This is a genomic window from Neptunomonas marina, assembly GCF_004005935.1.
Lineage (GTDB): Bacteria > Pseudomonadota > Gammaproteobacteria > Pseudomonadales > Balneatricaceae > Neptunomonas > Neptunomonas marina.
In genome coordinates this window covers 321,524-337,475 of sequence record NZ_SACQ01000004.1, presented here as the reverse complement: position 1 = coordinate 337,475, position 15,952 = coordinate 321,524, and the positions used below count along the sequence as shown (strand labels likewise).

Genomic DNA, 15,952 nt, shown 5'->3' with positions numbered 1-15,952 from the left:
TTGGCAGGCCCCCATTCGCGGGGCCTGCGCGTCTTTCTGCTCTAAAAGAGGTACCCACCTATGGCGGACTCGTCATGGTTAACTAAATTCCCTCAAATGGATCGTTCTGACTTATTGGCGATCCGTAAATCACTAGACTCTGCCTATCGTGACTTCTCCCGCGAGTATGGCGATGTTATTGAGTCTTTCTTTGATCCGTTACTGACCTTCTTGGTTTGGTTTGAAAAACTGCTGCTCTCGACGCCTTGGTGGTTGATGATTGCGATCATTGTCGGCCTTGTTTACGCCGCGAGCCGCTCTTGGAAACTGTGCGCGGGTGTGTTGATTTCGTTCTTGTTGATCGGCTATTTCGGTATGTGGAATGACACCATGCGAACGATGAGTATCATCACCGTGTGTACGCTGGTGGCCATTGGATTGGGCATACCTATTGGAATTTTAATGGCCCGCTCAGATCGGGCGCAGAATATTATCACCCCCATGCTGGATGTCATGCAGACGATGCCGGCCTTTGTTTATCTGATACCTGTGGTGATGCTATTGGGTATCGGCAAGATTCCCGGTGTGATCGCCGTTGTAATTTACGCGATACCGCCAGTGATTCGTTTGACTAACCTAGGGATTCGATTGGTCGATAGAGAAGTCCTCGAGGCTGCTACCGCGTATGGTGCTAATGCACGTCAACGTTTGTTAGGAGTACAGTTACCGCTGGCCCTACCAACGATAATGGCCGGTATCAACCAAACGATCATGATGGCCCTTTCAATGGTGGTTATTGCGTCAATGATTGGGGTGAAGGGGTTAGGCCAACCGGTACTGAAATCCATCACTAACCAATATTTTACTGTTGGGTTGCTCAATGGTTTAGCGATTGTCGCGTTGGCGATTATGTTTGACCGCGTTTCACAGTCGTATGCGAAGCGTACACAGCGTCATATGGAAGGTGTACAGAATGGCTGAGCCTCTGATTCAAATTGAAAACCTTTACAAAGTATTTGGCAAAAACCCTGCGTCTGTGATGACGTTGGTGCACGAAGGTCGATCAAAGGAGGATATTCTGGCTGAAACCGGCCACACCCTTGGTTTGAAGAATATTAACCTGACCATCAATAAGGGCGAGATTTTCGTCATCATGGGGTTATCCGGCTCTGGTAAGTCGACAATGATCCGCCACTTTAATCGTTTGATCGAGCCAACAGAAGGTGTTATCCGAGTTGAAAACACGGATGTGATGAAGCTCTCGGCTAAAGAGCTGGAGCAATTTAGGCGCCATAAAATGTCGATGGTTTTCCAGCGGTTTGGCCTTATGCCGCATCGTACGGTACTTGATAACGTAGCCTATGGTTTGTCGATTCAAGGTGTTGATAAAGCCGAGCGCAACGGAAAAGCGCGTGAGTGGCTTGAAACGGTTGGTCTGGCTGGATACGAAGAGCAGTACCCAGCGCAGTTGTCAGGCGGACAGCAGCAGCGGGTGGGCTTGGCGCGAGCGCTCTGCACTGATGCTGAAATTCTCCTGATGGATGAGGCGTTCTCCGCGCTTGATCCGCTTATCCGCAGTGAGATGCAGGATCAACTGATTCAGCTTCAGGAACAGTTGCACAAAACGATTATCTTTATCACGCATGACTTGGATGAGGCGCTGCGGATTGGTGATCGTATCGCAATCTTAAAAGACGGAGAGATGGTGCAGCAAGGCACACCGGACGAAATTCTACTCAACCCTGCGACTGGCTATGTCGAAGCTTTTGTTAAAGATGTTAACCGTGCCCGAGCACTGACGGTTGAAACAGTGATGAAACCGCCAGCGAGGCGAATTACCGCTGATACAATCGGTGAAGCACTGGAGCAGATGAAGCGTATTCGAGGCGATTATGCTTACTATGTTTCTGACGACGGCTACCAAGGTGTCGTTACCCAGCAAGCGCTGGAGGATGCAAATAGCGAAACGCCATTCGAAGAGGTGGTCGAAGCTATTCCGCATGTTGCTCCGGATGCTATTTTGGAGTCTGTTATCCCTGAAACGCTCGAATCACAGTATTCGTTGCCGGTGGTTGATGAAGAGGGTGAACTGAAAGGGGAACTTTCTCGTCGTAGTTTGGCCGAAGTGCTGGGCGATGCTGAAAGCCAAACAGCGGCTGAGAGCAGCGACAACAGAGGTTAAACAGACGGAGAAGGTCGCTTGAAACGCATAATACGTTGGGGAGGAGAATTTCTCCTCCTCGCTTTGGTTGTGGTTGGCATTATGTTTTGGCAAGAGCGAAACTTATTAGCCAGTGAAAGCGCTTCTCCCAATTTCCAGCTCCCCAGCTTAACGACAAATGTGCCAGAGCCTCTCTATCAGCCCGGTGAGCGCACATTAGTCTATTTCTTTGCGCCTTGGTGCTCAATCTGTCGCGTCAGCATGGGTAACCTCAATACTCTTGATGGCGACTATCAGGTGAAAGCGGTTGCCCTGAGCTACCAGAGTGTTGATGAGGTGGCCGAATTTATCGAAGATCTCGATGTGACTGCCCCCGTTCTGTTAGGACATGATGATGTTATGCGTCGCTTTAATATCAGCGCTTTTCCAACCTATTATGTGATCGACGAACAAGGGCTCATTGCAAGCAAAAGCATGGGCTATAGTAGTGAAATTGGTTTGAAACTCAGAGCAGGGGGCTAAAGATGAGCTTAGAGCAGAAAACATGTGAAGCATGCCGCGCCGATGCACCCCGTGTCGAGGGCGATGCGTTGTTACATTATCTAGAACAGGTCTCGCAATGGACGCTCATTGATGAAAGCACCGAAGCAAAGATCAGCCGTGTCTACACTTTTGCTGACTTTGCGACCGCTTGGTCTTTTGTCGATAAAGTGGCTGCGCTTGCTGAGGCTGAAGACCACCATCCCAAGTTGATACTGGAGTGGGGAAAAGTTGAGGTTTGCTGGTGGACGCATAAGATCACCGGCTTACATCAGAATGACTTTATCTGCGCTGCCAAAACAGATCGAATCTTTGCTCAAAGTACTGATACCGAATCGTGATTCCTGGCAAAGAGATTCACCGAAGTTATGATCACTTTGGAGCGGTCCGGGTGCATGATGACGGCCAGAAGCGTTATCTCTCATTTGGCGCGGTGGATGAGCAAAGCTGTGTTCTGAAAAGCGAGCCGATGGTCCCGCAGCATGAGTACACCCGTATTATGCTACTTGTGCTGTTGTGGTCTAAGCCTAAGCGGGTACTCAGTTTAGGCTTGGGGGCCGGGGCTCTTAATACCTGCTTGCACCATGCATTACCTGCTGCTAAGCAAGAGGCTGTGGAGATTCGTCCCGCTGTAGTGGAAGCGGCTTATCGCTATTTCCAACTTCCAAGAGGTAAGCGGCTGGTTGTACACACACAAGATGCGGTGGCGTTTGTCGAGGCAGACTTATCGCAGCGCTATGATGTGATCTTCTCTGATATCTACGAGGAGTCTGGCGTCAACGAAGACCAGCTTTCGCACGCTTATATTGAAGGGTGCCTCGATAAATTGAAGCCTCAAGGTTGGTTGGTGCTGAACTGTTGGCGAGAGCATCAAAGCGAAGCGCTATTATCCTACCTTCAGAATCGTTGCCCAGACGTACGCAGCTGTATCACACAAAGCGGAAACTGGGTCGTGTTCGCTGGCCTATCCAAGACAATTGAAACCCAAAAAGGGTTGCAAGTGGCCGCCAAAGCTTTAACGCCACAGCTGGGTTTTTCCCTTCAAGGTTATCTGCGTAAGTTACAGTTCCACCGCCACTAATACACCTTTGTCGGCAAAGCACTACGTTTGTAGAGCCTGCGCCTAGCTAGCTTTTGGGATGCTCTAAATTAGCGATTATTGCTATTGTGTCAACTCAAGCTTTTGTAACAGGGAATGGACAGACCATGTTAGCTAACAAAGGACGTTTTGGGATTTATCTAAGCCTTTTAATATTGGCAGGCTGCCAAGTTGCGCCGAATCACCAAGACCTAATGGCGCCAGTCAGTGCGGCCGAACTCAGCGATGTGCTGACCAATGAGCCAACATTTACGTGGCGGACGAAGCGGATTAGTGGCGTGAGCCACTTTTATCAAGATGGTGCACTATTGGTAAACTGGGGCAAGGGTGATATCCAAGGGACGTGGCACTTTCGTGATGATGCGCTTTGCCTTTGGTATGACGTAAAGCCCCCCCATACCGAACGGTGCTATCAACTTTATCGCGATAAAGGGGGAGAGTATCACCTATTTAGTGACAAACAGTGGCAGGCTAAGGGGGTATTCCGCTGAGCTGCGTTATATGCGCGCTTTGCCGCTAATGATTTTGTAAGCTGGTACGCCCCGAATCATCTGCTCTCTAGCGAATTCAGAACCACACTCGGGGCATACACAGGGTGTTAGCGTGTAGTCCTTCGCTATACGTGTTTTAAAGCACTTCACTAAACTGCCTTTCCCGCCTTTGTGATATTTAAATAGTGCAGTGCTGCATGCTGAGCAGCGCACGACGACTGTTTTGGTCGGCGCTTTTGCGCGAGGTTTAGCCATAGTCTCTCGGTGTTAAATCCACAATGTAAGCGGTTACTTCTGCTCCAAATCTAGAGCTTGTCTCTCTGCTTTAGAGCTTGGCGCTCTCGGTGGTGATGAAAATACAAACCACTGAGACCTATTATTTTATTTTTCACGTAGTAATGACACAACAACCCATTATTGATGTCGGTAGCACATTGTTGATCTGCACGTGACACGTGCGTGATGATCATCGCTGATAATATCAACATAGCCATGTGCTGCGCTGAAAAGCACATAGAGCGGTGACGGCTGATCAAATGCTAACGCTTGAAGTGAGTACTCGCTATGCTCGCTTTTACATTGACTCTACCGGCGTGACTACTTATGATCCAAGCCCTATTCGTTGGAATAAATACCGGTTTTTTTATTCTATTTAGTTTTGTCACTATGACGGAGCCATCTTATGCAAACGCACTTTCCAACCATCGCTGATTATGTTGGAAAAACGCCGCTAGTTCGCCTGCAACGCATCAGCGAGAACACGCGCGGTAACACGATTCTATGTAAGCTAGAGGGGAACAACCCCGCAGGTTCCGTCAAAGATCGGCCAGCACTCAGTATGATTGAGCGTGCTGAGCTGCGTGGCGCTATCACACCCAGTGACACCTTAATTGAAGCTACATCTGGCAACACTGGCATTGCGCTGGCGATGGCGGCAGCTATCAAAGGCTATCGCATGGTTCTCATCATGCCGGATAACATGAGCATGGAACGTAAGGTTGCGATGACTGCGTACGGCGCAGAACTCGTTACTGTGACGCAAGAGCAGGGGATGGAGTATGCTCGAGACCTAGCGTTAGAGATGGCCGCAAACGGGGAAGGGGTTGTGCTTGATCAGTTTTCCAATCTTGATAACCCTGAGGCCCATTATGTGGGTACCGGGCCAGAGATTTGGGAGCAAACAGATGGAAAAATCACGCATTTTGTCAGTTCGATGGGAACAACCGGGACAATTATGGGCACATCACGCTTCCTGAAAGAGCAAAACCCGGACATCTCGATCGTTGGGCTACAGCCTGAAGATGGTTCTCAAATTCCGGGTATTCGTCGTTGGCCTGAAGAATATCTACCTAAAATCTATGAAGCATCTCGCGTCGACCGCGTATTGGATATTAACCAACACGACGCGGAGACGACAATGCGAACATTAGCAACGCAGGAAGGGATCTTTTGTGGGGTTTCTTCGGGTGGTTCAGTGGCAGGAGCTTTACGGTTAAGCGAAGAGGTTGAGAATGCGGTGATTGTCTGCATCATATGCGATCGCGGTGATCGTTATCTCTCTACCGGCGTCTTTAACCCATAGCGATTACAGAGATCGTCTACTTCTCAAATTTCACATCAATTAAGCCAGCTTCGCTGCGAGTTTCCTTTAGCTCAAGGGAACTTGCTCGCGCTTGGCAGTCAGAACGACTAGAATAAGCGGCACCGGTAGAACAGTTTATCCAGCGCCAGGAGGGCGCGGTGCCGGTAGCGCTCGAGAAAAATAATAATAGTGATTGGCAAGCAGAGCAGCACAGTCGGATACAGAGGAGTGGCGGTTAGCCATGGTTAAGGTAAGAGAAGATCATCCTGTCCACGAAGATGGCACAGTTGATCTGGATTTATGGTTGCTGCGTCTGCAGCAGCAAGTTGAGATCGAAGATATTGAGCTGGTGCGTCACGCCTGCGAAATAGCCAAGCAGGTATATGACTCAGTCGATTCGAGTGAAGATGCCTGGTCACAGAATAGCATCGGCAGTTATTTGACGGGCCTTGAGATGGCCCAGATCATGGCCGAACTTCAGCAAGATCAAGAGTCGATCGTTGCTGCAATACTTTATCGTAGCGTTCGCGAAGATAAGCTTAAAGTTGATACGGTCCGTAACCAGTTTGGGCACACAATCTGCTCTCTAATAGAGGGTGTTTTACAGATGGCGGCTATTGGTAGCCGTGCTAACCCTCGTTCTGAGCACGACGTACTGAATACGGGTGCGCCGCAGATAGACACCGTGCGGAAAATGCTGGTGGCGATGATCGATGATGTGCGCGTTGCTCTGATTAAGATCGCTGAGCGTACCTGCGCTATTCGTGGCGTGAAAGAGGCATCGCGGCGTAAGCGCTACTTAGTCGCACGCGAAGTGTTCGATATTTATGCTCCGCTTGCTCATCGCCTCGGTATTGGTCATATCAAGTGGGAGCTTGAAGACCTCTCGTTCCGCTACTTGAAACCTAACGATTACAAGCACATTGCCAGCTTGCTCGACGAGAAGCGTATCGACCGTCAGCAATATATCGATCAGGTCGTTGAGGTATTGCAGCGTGAGCTAAAAGCACAAAGTATCGAAGCCGATGTTAGTGGCCGCGCTAAGCACATCTATAGCATTTGGCGCAAAATGCAGCGGAAAAACATCGACTTCGCGCAAGTGTACGATGTGCGTGCTGTCCGTATATTGGTGCCCGAAATTCGCGATTGCTACACCGCATTAGGCATCATTCACGGACACTGGAGAAACATTCCTTACGAGTTCGATGACTACATCGCATCCCCTAAGCCAAACGGCTACCGTTCACTGCATACCGCTGTTTTTGGCCCAGAAGGGAAAGTACTTGAAGTGCAAGTTCGCACATTCGATATGCACGAAGAGGCGGAGCTTGGCGTATGTGCCCACCATCTCTATAAGGGTACGGATACGCGCTCTAAGAGCGACGCCTATGAGGATAAAATTGCTTGGTTGCGTCAGGTGCTTGAGTGGCATGAGGACTTGGGCGAGTCAGAAGCATTTGGTGAAATGCTACGCGGTGACGTTGTTCAAGACCGGCTATATGTCTTTACCCCAGATGGACATGTGGTTGATATGCCATTGGGTGCGACTCCGGTGGACTTTGCTTATCGAGTGCACACTGAAATTGGGCATCGCTGCCGTGGTGCGAAGGTTAATGGCCGGATTGTACAGCTGAACCGGCCTTTGAAAACCGGTGATCAAGTGGAGATCTTAACCTCGAAAGAGGCGATGCCGCGCCGCGATTGGCTCAATGCCAACTTGAGCTACGTGACGACATCACGAGCGCGCGCGAAGATTGCCCACTGGTTTAAGTTCCAGGATCGCGATAAGAATGAAGATGCCGGCCGACATATTGTCGAGAAGGAGTTCTTGCGTCTAGCAATCGATATTCGTGAGCTTGATCTTGCACGGGTTGCTAAAGAGCTGAACTACCAAAATATCAATGATGCCTTTGCTGCTTTGGGTGCGGGTGATATTCGTTTATCACAGTTCCTCAACGCAGCTCAGCGCCAAGTGGATGCGCCTGAGCAAGATGAGCAGCTTGATTTGGCGCTGGCTTCCTCATCTAGCCGCAGAACGGCAAGCACTGAGGATAGTGATATTCGTATCCTTGGGGTCGGAAACGTCCTCACCACGATGGCGAGCTGCTGTAAGCCAGTTCCTGGTGATCCCATCGCTGGTTTTATCACGCAAGGGCGCGGCGTATCGATTCACCGCGAGGATTGCTCTAACTTAGCAACGCTGCGTGACAATGAGCCTCAGCGTATTGTAGCGGTAGATTGGGGTGGCGAGAGCGAAACCACATACCCTGTGGATATTAGCATCGAAGCGTATGACCGTTCAGGCCTGCTACGTGATGTGATGATGGTGATGGCAAATGAGAACCTGAACATCATATCGGCCAATACGGTAACAGATAAGACAAGTAGCATGGCGCACCTGTCGCTGACGATTGAGGTCTCTCGGCTTGAGCTGTTAGGCCGTATTATGGATAAAGTTAACCAGATTCCGAATGTCCTAGACGTGCATCGTCAACGCAGTGGATTTAAATCATGAGTCAGCCGTATTCAGTCGAGGATCTGCTCTATCTGATGCAGCGTTTGCGCGATCCCGAGCACGGATGCCCGTGGGATCTCAAGCAAGATTTTGCATCGATTGTGCCGCACACCCTTGAAGAGGCTTACGAAGTCGCGGATGCGATAGAGCGCCGCGATTGGCCGCATCTTGAAGATGAACTGGGCGACCTTTTGTTTCAGGTGATCTTCTATGCCCAGCTCGGTAAAGAGCAGCAATCGTTTGACTTTAGCTCCGTTGTTGACCAACTGGTCAGGAAGCTGGTTCGGCGTCACCCCCATGTCTTCCCCGATGGCGAGCTGCGCACCCCTCCGGGTACCGTGATCTTGAGCGATGAGCAGATCAATGCAAACTGGGAAGCGATCAAGCGAGAAGAGCGCCAAGAAAAAGCCAGTTTAGGGGTATTAGATGATGTGCCGCTTGGGCTGCCAGCGCTAACCCGTGCTGAAAAACTTCAGAAACGCGCTGCTCAAGTCGGGTTCGACTGGCCGCAAGCCTTGCAAGTGCTGGATAAGATTGAAGAGGAGATCGCTGAGTTACGCGAGGCGATCCACGCAGGTAAACCTGAAGCCATTTTGGATGAGATGGGAGACCTGCTGTTTGCGCAAGTGAACTTGGCACGCCATGCGGGTGTTAAATCAGAAACAGCACTGCGCTCAACCAATCAGAAATTTGAGCGCCGCTTTCATTACATAGAGCAACAGGTAGCAAGTTCAGGTAAAGGCTGGGATAGCTATAGTCTCGAAGAGTTAGATAAATTTTGGGACGAGGCTAAACAGCAAGGGTTATGAAAGTGACACTGATACTATGCTTAATTGCGCTCTTTGCAGGGCTGGGTTATTGGAACTGGCAAAAGAGCCAGCAGCAGTTAAAAGAGCTAAAAGCATCTGGCTTTGTAGTGTCGGAAGACCTGCGCGGCAACCCGCGCTTGGTGATTGATAACACTAAGAAGCAGTTTGCTGTTGTGGGACCAAACGATTATATCGTTTTTCCACTGACAAGCATTGCGTCTGCGGAAGTGAAGTATGACTTGGGCACGCAGGTTGAGAGCAACTTCCGTGTTGAGATCAACTTGCCGCCGTCTATGGGGAAAATTCAACCGGTTGGTTTCGAGAACGAAGCATTGGCGCGTGATGCGCATGAGCGCTTGACTAAAGCGATGGCACGCTAAGGCGCTCTTTATGCGGCTGGGTGGGCCTAGCCGCATTACCCCCACCTTTCTCTTCATATAATCTTGATTTGTGCGCAGCACAAAAACTACTTATGCTCTGTAAGGTCTGCAAATCCTTAAAGGAGCTAAGTAATGAGTGATCTGCACGAGGAACTTCGCGACAACGTACGGATGTTAGGTGAGTGCTTGGGGCAAACCATCGCCAAGCATCGTGGCCAAGATTTTTTAGACCGTATTGAGTCCATCCGCCAGCTATCTAAATCAGGGCGCTCTGATACAGATTCTGACCATTCTGAGTTGTTAGCTGCATTGAGTAGCCTGAGCGAGGACGAGGTGCTACCCGTAGCCAGAGCCTTTACGCAGTTTCTTAATCTCGCCAATATCGCAGAAGAGCATCATAAAGCACGTCAGCATACTGAGTTTTGTAACTTGGATAGTGATGAATCCTATGCGCAGCTCGTAAAGCAGTTGTTGGCACAAGGGATCCCTAGCGAGCAGATAATTAATACTCTGGTCCAGATGGATGTGGACCTTGTCTTAACAGCCCACCCCACAGAAGTTAACCGGCGTACGCTCATTCAAAAGTACGACGCGATCACTGATTGCCTGCGCGCACTGGACCGAGACGAGTCCCAATATCATCGTTTGCAGGAACTGATCAGCCAAGTGTGGCATACCAACGAGATTCGTAAGATCCGTCCTACGCCACTGGATGAGGCTAAGTGGGGTTTTACCGTTATTGAAAACTCTCTGTGGGAGGCGGTGCCGAAATTCCTTAAGCATCTTGATAGCCAAACACGGGCGTTACTCAAGCAGCCGCTGCCATTGCATTGCGCTCCTGTGAGGTTCTCATCGTGGATGGGAGGGGATCGTGATGGGAATCCAAACGTAACCTCCACCATTACGCGAGAGGTGTTGAACCTATCCCGTTGGATGGCTGCGGACCTGTATCTGCGTGATATTGATGCTTTACGGGCAGAGCTCTCGATGCATCAATGCAGTGCTGCCCTACGTGATCGCGTGGGTGATGAAGCGGAGCCATATCGAGCGATTTTAGGGGAACTGCGTGATCAACTAAAGGCAACTCAGCGTTGGTTAGAGGCGGATTTAAATCAGCAACCGCATGATACGCAGTGCCCGATCTCTTCGAGTGAGCAACTGCTTGAGCCGTTGCTGTTGTGCCATCAGTCGCTACTCGATTGCGGGATGGATATTATCGCCGAAGGCCCATTGGAGGATACCATCCGGCGTGTCGCATGTTTTGGTGTGACGTTGACTAAGTTGGATATTCGCCAGAGCTCCGACCGCCATGCGCAGGTGTTTGAGGAGCTCTCACAGTTTTATGGGCTGGGCTCCTACAGTGCGTGGACAGAAGAGGGGCGCCAAGCGTTTCTGATCAAAGAACTGCAATCGCAGCGGCCACTGATCCCTCATCACTGGACACCTTCCGATGATGTGCAGGAGGTGCTTGATACTTGCCGCGTAGTCGCACAAGCAGACCCCGCTTCATTGGGGTCATATGTTATCTCCATGGCAGGGCAGCCTTCAGATGTCTTGAGTGTTATTTTGCTACTCAAAGAGATGGGTATCACCCACAACATGCGCGTGGTGCCCCTATTCGAGACCCTCGCTGATTTGGATAACGCGCGGTCGTGCATCGACTCATTGTTATCGCTCCCGTGGTACAAGCAATATACCCAAGGGCATCAGGAGGTCATGATCGGATATTCTGACTCTTCCAAAGATGCGGGGCAGCTAGCAGCGGTTTGGGGGCAGTATCGGGCTCAAGAGGCACTGACTGCGCTTTGCCAGCAACATCAAACGCGTTTGACGCTGTTTCATGGCCGCGGCGGGACCGTCGGGCGTGGTGGCGGTCCAAGCCACACGGCTATTCTGGCTCAGCCTCCAGGCTCGGTTGATCGCAGCATTCGGGTGACTGAACAAGGTGAAATGATTCGCTTTAAGTTTGGTATACCAGACCTTGCAGTACGCAGCTTAGAGCTATACGCCGGTGCTGTATTGAAAGCATCACTAGCGCCAGCACCTGCACCGCTTGATCATTGGCGTGACGCCATGGATACATTAGCCGCTGCGGGACTTCAGTCGTATCGTGGGATTGTGCGTGAGGACCCCCAATTCGTGCCTTATTTCCGCGCAGTGACGCCCGAGCAAGAGTTGACGAAGCTACCATTGGGCTCACGCCCGGCTAAACGAAAAGCCAGTGGTGGCGTTGAGAGTTTGCGGGCGATACCTTGGATATTCGCGTGGACTCAGATTCGCCTTATGCTACCTGCTTGGCTTGGTTCAGATACAGCCCTCCAAGGCGCTGCGGCGCAGAACAAGTTGGCGCTACTACAAGAGATGTACAGCCAATGGCCGTTCTTTGCATCCTATGTGGATATGCTAGAAATGGTGCTGGCTAAGACAGATACCAGTATCTCGGCGTACTACGAGTCGCGCTTGGTATCTGAAGAGCTTAAAGTGCTAGGGTCCAGTTTACGTGCAAGGCGTGATTCGGCGATTGAGATGGTGTTGAAGATCAAAGATCAGCAACAACTACTTAATGCTCACCCAAATATTCGCCAGTCGATTGAAGTACGTAACCCATATATCGACCCATTACACTTCCTGCAAGCGGAGCTGCTCCACCGTGATCGCAACCAACCGGATCAGCGCTTAGAGCAGGCGTTGATGGTCACGATGGCGGGCATTTCCGCCGGGATGCGCAATACCGGTTAGCAGTAAAGTCTTATTCGCTTCTCGATCGGGGTTGAGCTTCACTCCTGTTTAGCTTAACCTCGGTCGGCCGTATTTGATGCGGCGAGCATATTGCTGACAACAATGGTGCACTTTAGCGCCATTTTTCTCATCAGTGTGTTAGTTCTAACGTCGAATTGTCGACATCAGGCCTCCCCAGTATGGTTCAAGGCATAATGGTGTTTTCGCACACGAGGCTGCACGAGCAACGCTTCATCCCTGCGTATCGACGGACACAACCCAATTTTAACCACTTATAAAAGATAACTCAGGAGTCATCCTTAATGCGTATTATTCTTCTTGGCGCTCCAGGCGCGGGTAAGGGCACTCAAGCGCAGTACATTACTGAAAAGTACAGCATCCCTCAGATCTCTACAGGCGATATGCTGCGTGCGGCGGTGAAAGCGGGTACCCCATTGGGTGTTAAGGCGAAAGCGGTTATGGATGCCGGCGAACTTGTCTCTGATGAGATTATCATCGGCTTGGTAAAAGAGCGTATCGCTGAAGCTGATTGCGCGAATGGTTTCCTGTTCGATGGGTTCCCTCGTACAATTCCACAAGCAGATGCATTGAAAGAAGCGGGCGTTGCGATTGATGCCGTTGTTGAAATCGATGTTGCTGATGAAGAGATCATCAAGCGTATGAGCGGCCGCCGTGTGCACCCTGCATCTGGGCGTACATATCACGTTGTTTTTAACCCACCAAAAGAAGAGGGTAAAGACGACGTAACCGGTGAAGAGTTAGTACAGCGCGATGATGACAAAGAAGATATCGTGCGCGGTCGTTTGAAAGTCTACCACGATCAAACTGCACCATTGATCGATTACTACAAAGGCTGGAAAACAGAAGACGCCACAACAGCGCCAAAATATGTTTACGTAGCTGGTGTTGGCACTGTAGACGATATCCGCAACAAGGTGTTTGAAGGTCTGGCGTAAAAACCACCCTAAGAAAAAAGCCGCATTAGCGGCTTTTTTTATGCCCGAAATCGGTTTTTATGTCGCGCGCGTATTAGAATCGGACGCCTGTTGGCTGGGTTTTTAGGCTCGTCTTCGGGATAATAGGGGTTTAAAGGAAAAGTGAATAACACAATGGCAGAACAGAAGAAGACGGCAGTGGTGCTCGTTAATCTAGGAACACCGGATAAACCGGATGCTGTTTCGGTAAAGCGGTATCTTAAGGAGTTTCTTTCCGACCAACGGGTTGTCGAAGGAAAGTGCGTAAAACGTCTCTTCTGGCTGGCAGTACTGAACGGTATCATCCTCAACTTGCGGCCGCGCAAAGTAGCGAAGCTATATCAGAGCATTTGGGAAGATGATTCTCCTATGCGTAAAATACTGGATGATCAGGTACGTGATCTTCAGTTGGCGCTGGATCAAGAGGGTGGCAACAGCATTACTGTTTTCTCGGCGATGACCTACGGTACTCCGGGCCTTAAAGATCGGCTTGAAGAGCTTAAAGAGCATGGCTATCGGCGAGTGTTGGTGGTGCCGATGTACCCACAATATTCCGCGACGACAACCGCTCCTATCTATGACCAAGTGGCGCAGTTTCAGCTAGCACAGCGTTACGTGTTGGATATTCGTTTGGTTAACGCCTTTTACGATCATCCTTTGTATATTGAAGCGTTGGCGCAAAGTATTGCTGAACACCGGGAGCTACATGGTGTAACCGATAAGTTGGTGATCTCCTATCATGGCATCCCCAAAGAGTACGCCGATAAAGGTGACCCGTATCCAGAACACTGCCATGCAACCTCTGCTCTAGTGACTGAAAAACTCGGCCTGGGTGACGATGTTTGGATCTCGACTTTCCAGTCGCGTTTTGGGCCTAAAGAGTGGCTACAACCTTACACGGACAAAACATTACAAAAGCTGGCTAAAAGCGGCACGCAATCGGTTGATGTTATCTGTCCTGCCTTTACTGCAGACTGTTTAGAAACGTTGGAAGAGATTGCGGAGGAGAACCGCGAAGAGTTTGAAGGCGCGGGCGGCCAAACCTATCGATACATTCCCGCTTTAAATAGCTCTCCAGCATTTATTCACTTATTACGCACATTGGTGCACGAACACGCTGGCGATTGGGTCGGTCAAGTACATAGCGAGAAGAGTTAATGGCAAACGAAGTCGTTTTTGGTTTTCATGCGGTCAGCACCGTGCTGAAGTATGATGCTGCGCGCATACAAAAAATAGTATTGCTCAAAGGACGAGAAGATGAGCGTTTGAGCGCGCTGTTAGAAAAAGCTGGCAAGCTGACGCTTCAGCGAGCGACACGCCAAGAGCTGGATGAGCTTGCTGGTGGTGGGGTGCATCAAGGTGTTGTTGCTATCTGTACGCCGATGAAAGCCAAAGATGAGCGCTTTTTAGATCGCTTGCTTGACTCACTTGAAGAGCCAGTCTTCTTGCTGGTTTTAGATGGTGTGACTGATCCCCATAATTTAGGCGCATGTTTGCGAACAGCCGATGCTGCTGGAGTCCATGCGGTGATCGCTGCCAAGGACAAGTCTGCACCTTTAAATGCAACGGTTTCCAAAGTCGCGTGTGGTGCTGCTGAAGTAGTGCCCTATGTGCAAGTTACAAACCTAGCGCGTACCTTAGGCGAGTTTCAGAAGCGGGGTATTTGGATTACCGGTACAGCAGGCGAAGCCAGTGAAGCGGTGTATCAAGCTAACCTCACGGGTCCAATGGCTTTGGTGATGGGGGCTGAGGGAAAAGGTATGCGCCGATTGACGCGCGAAGCGTGTGATTTTCTCGTCAAGATACCCATGGCAGGTGAGGTGAGCAGTCTTAACGTATCCGTAGCCACTGGCATTTGCTTGTTTGAGGCAGTACGGCAGCGCAGCTAGAAGACAGTGGGAGGCTGGTCTCCCATTTCCCTTTGTTAGCCTTCTTTTTAATGAGTTGGAGCGCTATCTGTATTCGCTGTTTTCGTTTAATCATAACGTTATTATTGGCTTTCTTAACTCCCGCTCGGATTCAGGAGGTTTATGTGCAGCAAATTTTAGTTTACGGCGATTCTCTTTCTTGGGGGATTATCCCTGGTACGCGCCAGCGCTTTTCCTTTGCACAGCGTTGGCCGGGGGTACTTGAGGGCTGCCTTATTCAAAAAGGTCACGATGTGCGAGTGATTGAAAATTGCCTGAATGGTCGCCGCACTGTCTTCAGTGATCCTTATAAAGAGGGGCGCGATGGATCAGAGGGGCTTGCGCAAGTCATGGAGATTAATGCGCCGCTGTCGTTGGTCATCGTGGTTTTGGGTACCAATGACTTCCAGATGATGCACAGCAATAACGCTTGGTCATCTGCTCAAGGCATTGTGAAACTCTTAGATATTATTAAGTCCGCACCCATTGAACCGGGTATGCCAGTGCCTCCCATTCTGCTGGTGGCTCCGCCACCAATGAGTGAGCCAAAAGGGCCTGTTAAAGACAAATTTCTAGGGGCAAAAGAGAAAAGCTCTGGTTTAAGCGATGCTCTGCGGCAGGTGGCTGAAGATCGTGGTTTAGCATTTTTTGATATGGGACAGGTAACCGCATCAAGCCGTGTCGATGGTATCCATCTTGACGAAGATCAGCACGCGACGGTCGGTAATGCTTTGGTTGAATGCGTTGAGCGACTAGTTGTTGAGCAGCATTAGCCG

At 50.2% G+C, this 15,952-nt stretch carries 16 protein-coding genes; 15 read left to right on the top strand and 1 reads right to left on the bottom strand.

The features are described from left to right. The first annotated feature begins 60 nt into the window (after nt 1–60). From EOE65_RS10895 to EOE65_RS10870, 6 genes are all read left to right on the top strand, one after another. Nucleotides 61–960 (top strand): ABC transporter permease, encoded by a 900-nt coding sequence (locus EOE65_RS10895; protein ID WP_127694342.1) that lies wholly within the window; start codon nt 61–63, stop codon nt 958–960. Next, nucleotides 953–2,161, top strand: coding sequence for a quaternary amine ABC transporter ATP-binding protein (locus EOE65_RS10890; protein WP_127694341.1), 1,209 nt, complete (start codon nt 953–955; stop codon nt 2,159–2,161). The genes EOE65_RS10895 and EOE65_RS10890 overlap by 8 nt, the downstream gene beginning before the upstream one ends. A gap of 18 nt (nt 2,162–2,179) precedes the next feature. Next, entirely contained in the window at nt 2,180–2,662 is a 483-nt protein-coding gene (locus EOE65_RS10885) for a redoxin domain-containing protein (RefSeq protein ID WP_127694340.1), read from the top strand. A gap of 2 nt (nt 2,663–2,664) precedes the next feature. Then, nucleotides 2,665–3,021 carry a 4a-hydroxytetrahydrobiopterin dehydratase gene (locus EOE65_RS10880; protein WP_127694339.1) on the top strand — a complete coding sequence of 119 codons (357 nt, stop codon included), beginning with the start codon at nt 2,665–2,667 and terminating at the stop codon, nt 3,019–3,021. A 50-nt stretch (nt 3,022–3,071) separates the two neighbouring features. After that, a complete protein-coding gene (locus EOE65_RS10875; protein ID WP_206052664.1) occupies nt 3,072–3,761 on the top strand; it encodes a spermidine synthase in 690 nt (229 codons plus the stop codon). A gap of 125 nt (nt 3,762–3,886) precedes the next feature. Then, nucleotides 3,887–4,270 (top strand): hypothetical protein, encoded by a 384-nt coding sequence (locus tag EOE65_RS10870; protein ID WP_127694338.1) that lies wholly within the window; start codon nt 3,887–3,889, stop codon nt 4,268–4,270. Between the two features lie 6 nt (nt 4,271–4,276). Here EOE65_RS10870 and EOE65_RS10865 read toward each other — a convergent pair whose 3' ends face one another. Then, complete coding sequence (locus tag EOE65_RS10865; RefSeq protein ID WP_127694337.1) at nt 4,277–4,525, bottom strand: hypothetical protein; 249 nt, start codon at nt 4,523–4,525, stop codon at nt 4,277–4,279. Nucleotides 4,526–4,952: 427 nt separating this feature from the next. On the opposite strand from EOE65_RS10865, the gene cysM reads away from it, so the two are divergent. From cysM to EOE65_RS10820, 9 genes are all read left to right on the top strand, one after another. Then, a complete protein-coding gene (gene cysM / locus EOE65_RS10860; RefSeq protein ID WP_127694336.1) occupies nt 4,953–5,852 on the top strand; it encodes a cysteine synthase CysM in 900 nt (299 codons plus the stop codon). 241 nt (nt 5,853–6,093) lie between these two features. Continuing rightward, the gene (gene relA, locus EOE65_RS10855; RefSeq protein ID WP_127694335.1) at nt 6,094–8,367 is read left to right on the top strand and encodes a GTP diphosphokinase; all 2,274 of its coding nucleotides are present in this window, start codon (nt 6,094–6,096) and stop codon (nt 8,365–8,367) included. Beyond that, complete coding sequence (gene mazG, locus EOE65_RS10850; protein WP_127694334.1) at nt 8,364–9,176, top strand: nucleoside triphosphate pyrophosphohydrolase; 813 nt, start codon at nt 8,364–8,366, stop codon at nt 9,174–9,176. The genes relA and mazG overlap by 4 nt, the downstream gene beginning before the upstream one ends. 2 nt (nt 9,177–9,178) lie before the next feature. Then, nucleotides 9,179–9,556: a hypothetical protein gene (locus EOE65_RS10845; protein WP_127694333.1), complete on the top strand. Its 378-nt coding sequence runs from the start codon at nt 9,179–9,181 to the stop codon at nt 9,554–9,556. A gap of 132 nt (nt 9,557–9,688) precedes the next feature. Then, nucleotides 9,689–12,295 (top strand): phosphoenolpyruvate carboxylase, encoded by a 2,607-nt coding sequence (ppc, locus tag EOE65_RS10840; protein ID WP_127694332.1) that lies wholly within the window; start codon nt 9,689–9,691, stop codon nt 12,293–12,295. 302 nt (nt 12,296–12,597) lie between these two features. After that, nucleotides 12,598–13,251 (top strand): adenylate kinase, encoded by a 654-nt coding sequence (adk, locus tag EOE65_RS10835; protein WP_127694331.1) that lies wholly within the window; start codon nt 12,598–12,600, stop codon nt 13,249–13,251. Nucleotides 13,252–13,404: 153 nt separating this feature from the next. Continuing rightward, entirely contained in the window at nt 13,405–14,427 is a 1,023-nt protein-coding gene (gene hemH / locus EOE65_RS10830; protein WP_127694330.1) for a ferrochelatase, read from the top strand. Continuing rightward, nucleotides 14,427–15,158, top strand: a complete 732-nt coding sequence (gene rlmB / locus EOE65_RS10825; RefSeq protein WP_127694329.1) for a 23S rRNA (guanosine(2251)-2'-O)-methyltransferase RlmB — start codon at nt 14,427–14,429, stop codon at nt 15,156–15,158. The genes hemH and rlmB overlap by 1 nt, the downstream gene beginning before the upstream one ends. 143 nt (nt 15,159–15,301) lie before the next feature. Beyond that, nucleotides 15,302–15,949 carry an SGNH/GDSL hydrolase family protein gene (locus EOE65_RS10820; protein ID WP_127694328.1) on the top strand — a complete coding sequence of 216 codons (648 nt, stop codon included), beginning with the start codon at nt 15,302–15,304 and terminating at the stop codon, nt 15,947–15,949. The last annotated feature ends 3 nt before the right edge of the window (nt 15,950–15,952 follow it).

Excerpts from the sequence above, each read along its gene's own strand:
- relA (WP_127694335.1), top strand. The coding sequence starts at position 6,094 with ATGGTTAAGGTAAGAGAAGATCATCCTGTCCACGAAGATGGCACAGTT.
- cysM (WP_127694336.1), top strand. The coding sequence starts at position 4,953 with ATGCAAACGCACTTTCCAACCATCGCTGATTATGTTGGAAAAACGCCG.
- EOE65_RS10880 (WP_127694339.1), top strand. The coding sequence starts at position 2,665 with ATGAGCTTAGAGCAGAAAACATGTGAAGCATGCCGCGCCGATGCACCC.
- EOE65_RS10890 (WP_127694341.1), top strand. The coding sequence starts at position 953 with ATGGCTGAGCCTCTGATTCAAATTGAAAACCTTTACAAAGTATTTGGC.
- EOE65_RS10895 (WP_127694342.1), top strand. The coding sequence starts at position 61 with ATGGCGGACTCGTCATGGTTAACTAAATTCCCTCAAATGGATCGTTCT.
- rlmB (WP_127694329.1), top strand. The coding sequence starts at position 14,427 with ATGGCAAACGAAGTCGTTTTTGGTTTTCATGCGGTCAGCACCGTGCTG.
- EOE65_RS10865 (WP_127694337.1), bottom strand. The coding sequence starts at position 4,525 with ATGGCTAAACCTCGCGCAAAAGCGCCGACCAAAACAGTCGTCGTGCGC.
- ppc (WP_127694332.1), top strand. The coding sequence starts at position 9,689 with ATGAGTGATCTGCACGAGGAACTTCGCGACAACGTACGGATGTTAGGT.
- EOE65_RS10870 (WP_127694338.1), top strand. The coding sequence starts at position 3,887 with ATGTTAGCTAACAAAGGACGTTTTGGGATTTATCTAAGCCTTTTAATA.
- hemH (WP_127694330.1), top strand. The coding sequence starts at position 13,405 with ATGGCAGAACAGAAGAAGACGGCAGTGGTGCTCGTTAATCTAGGAACA.
- adk (WP_127694331.1), top strand. The coding sequence starts at position 12,598 with ATGCGTATTATTCTTCTTGGCGCTCCAGGCGCGGGTAAGGGCACTCAA.
- mazG (WP_127694334.1), top strand. The coding sequence starts at position 8,364 with ATGAGTCAGCCGTATTCAGTCGAGGATCTGCTCTATCTGATGCAGCGT.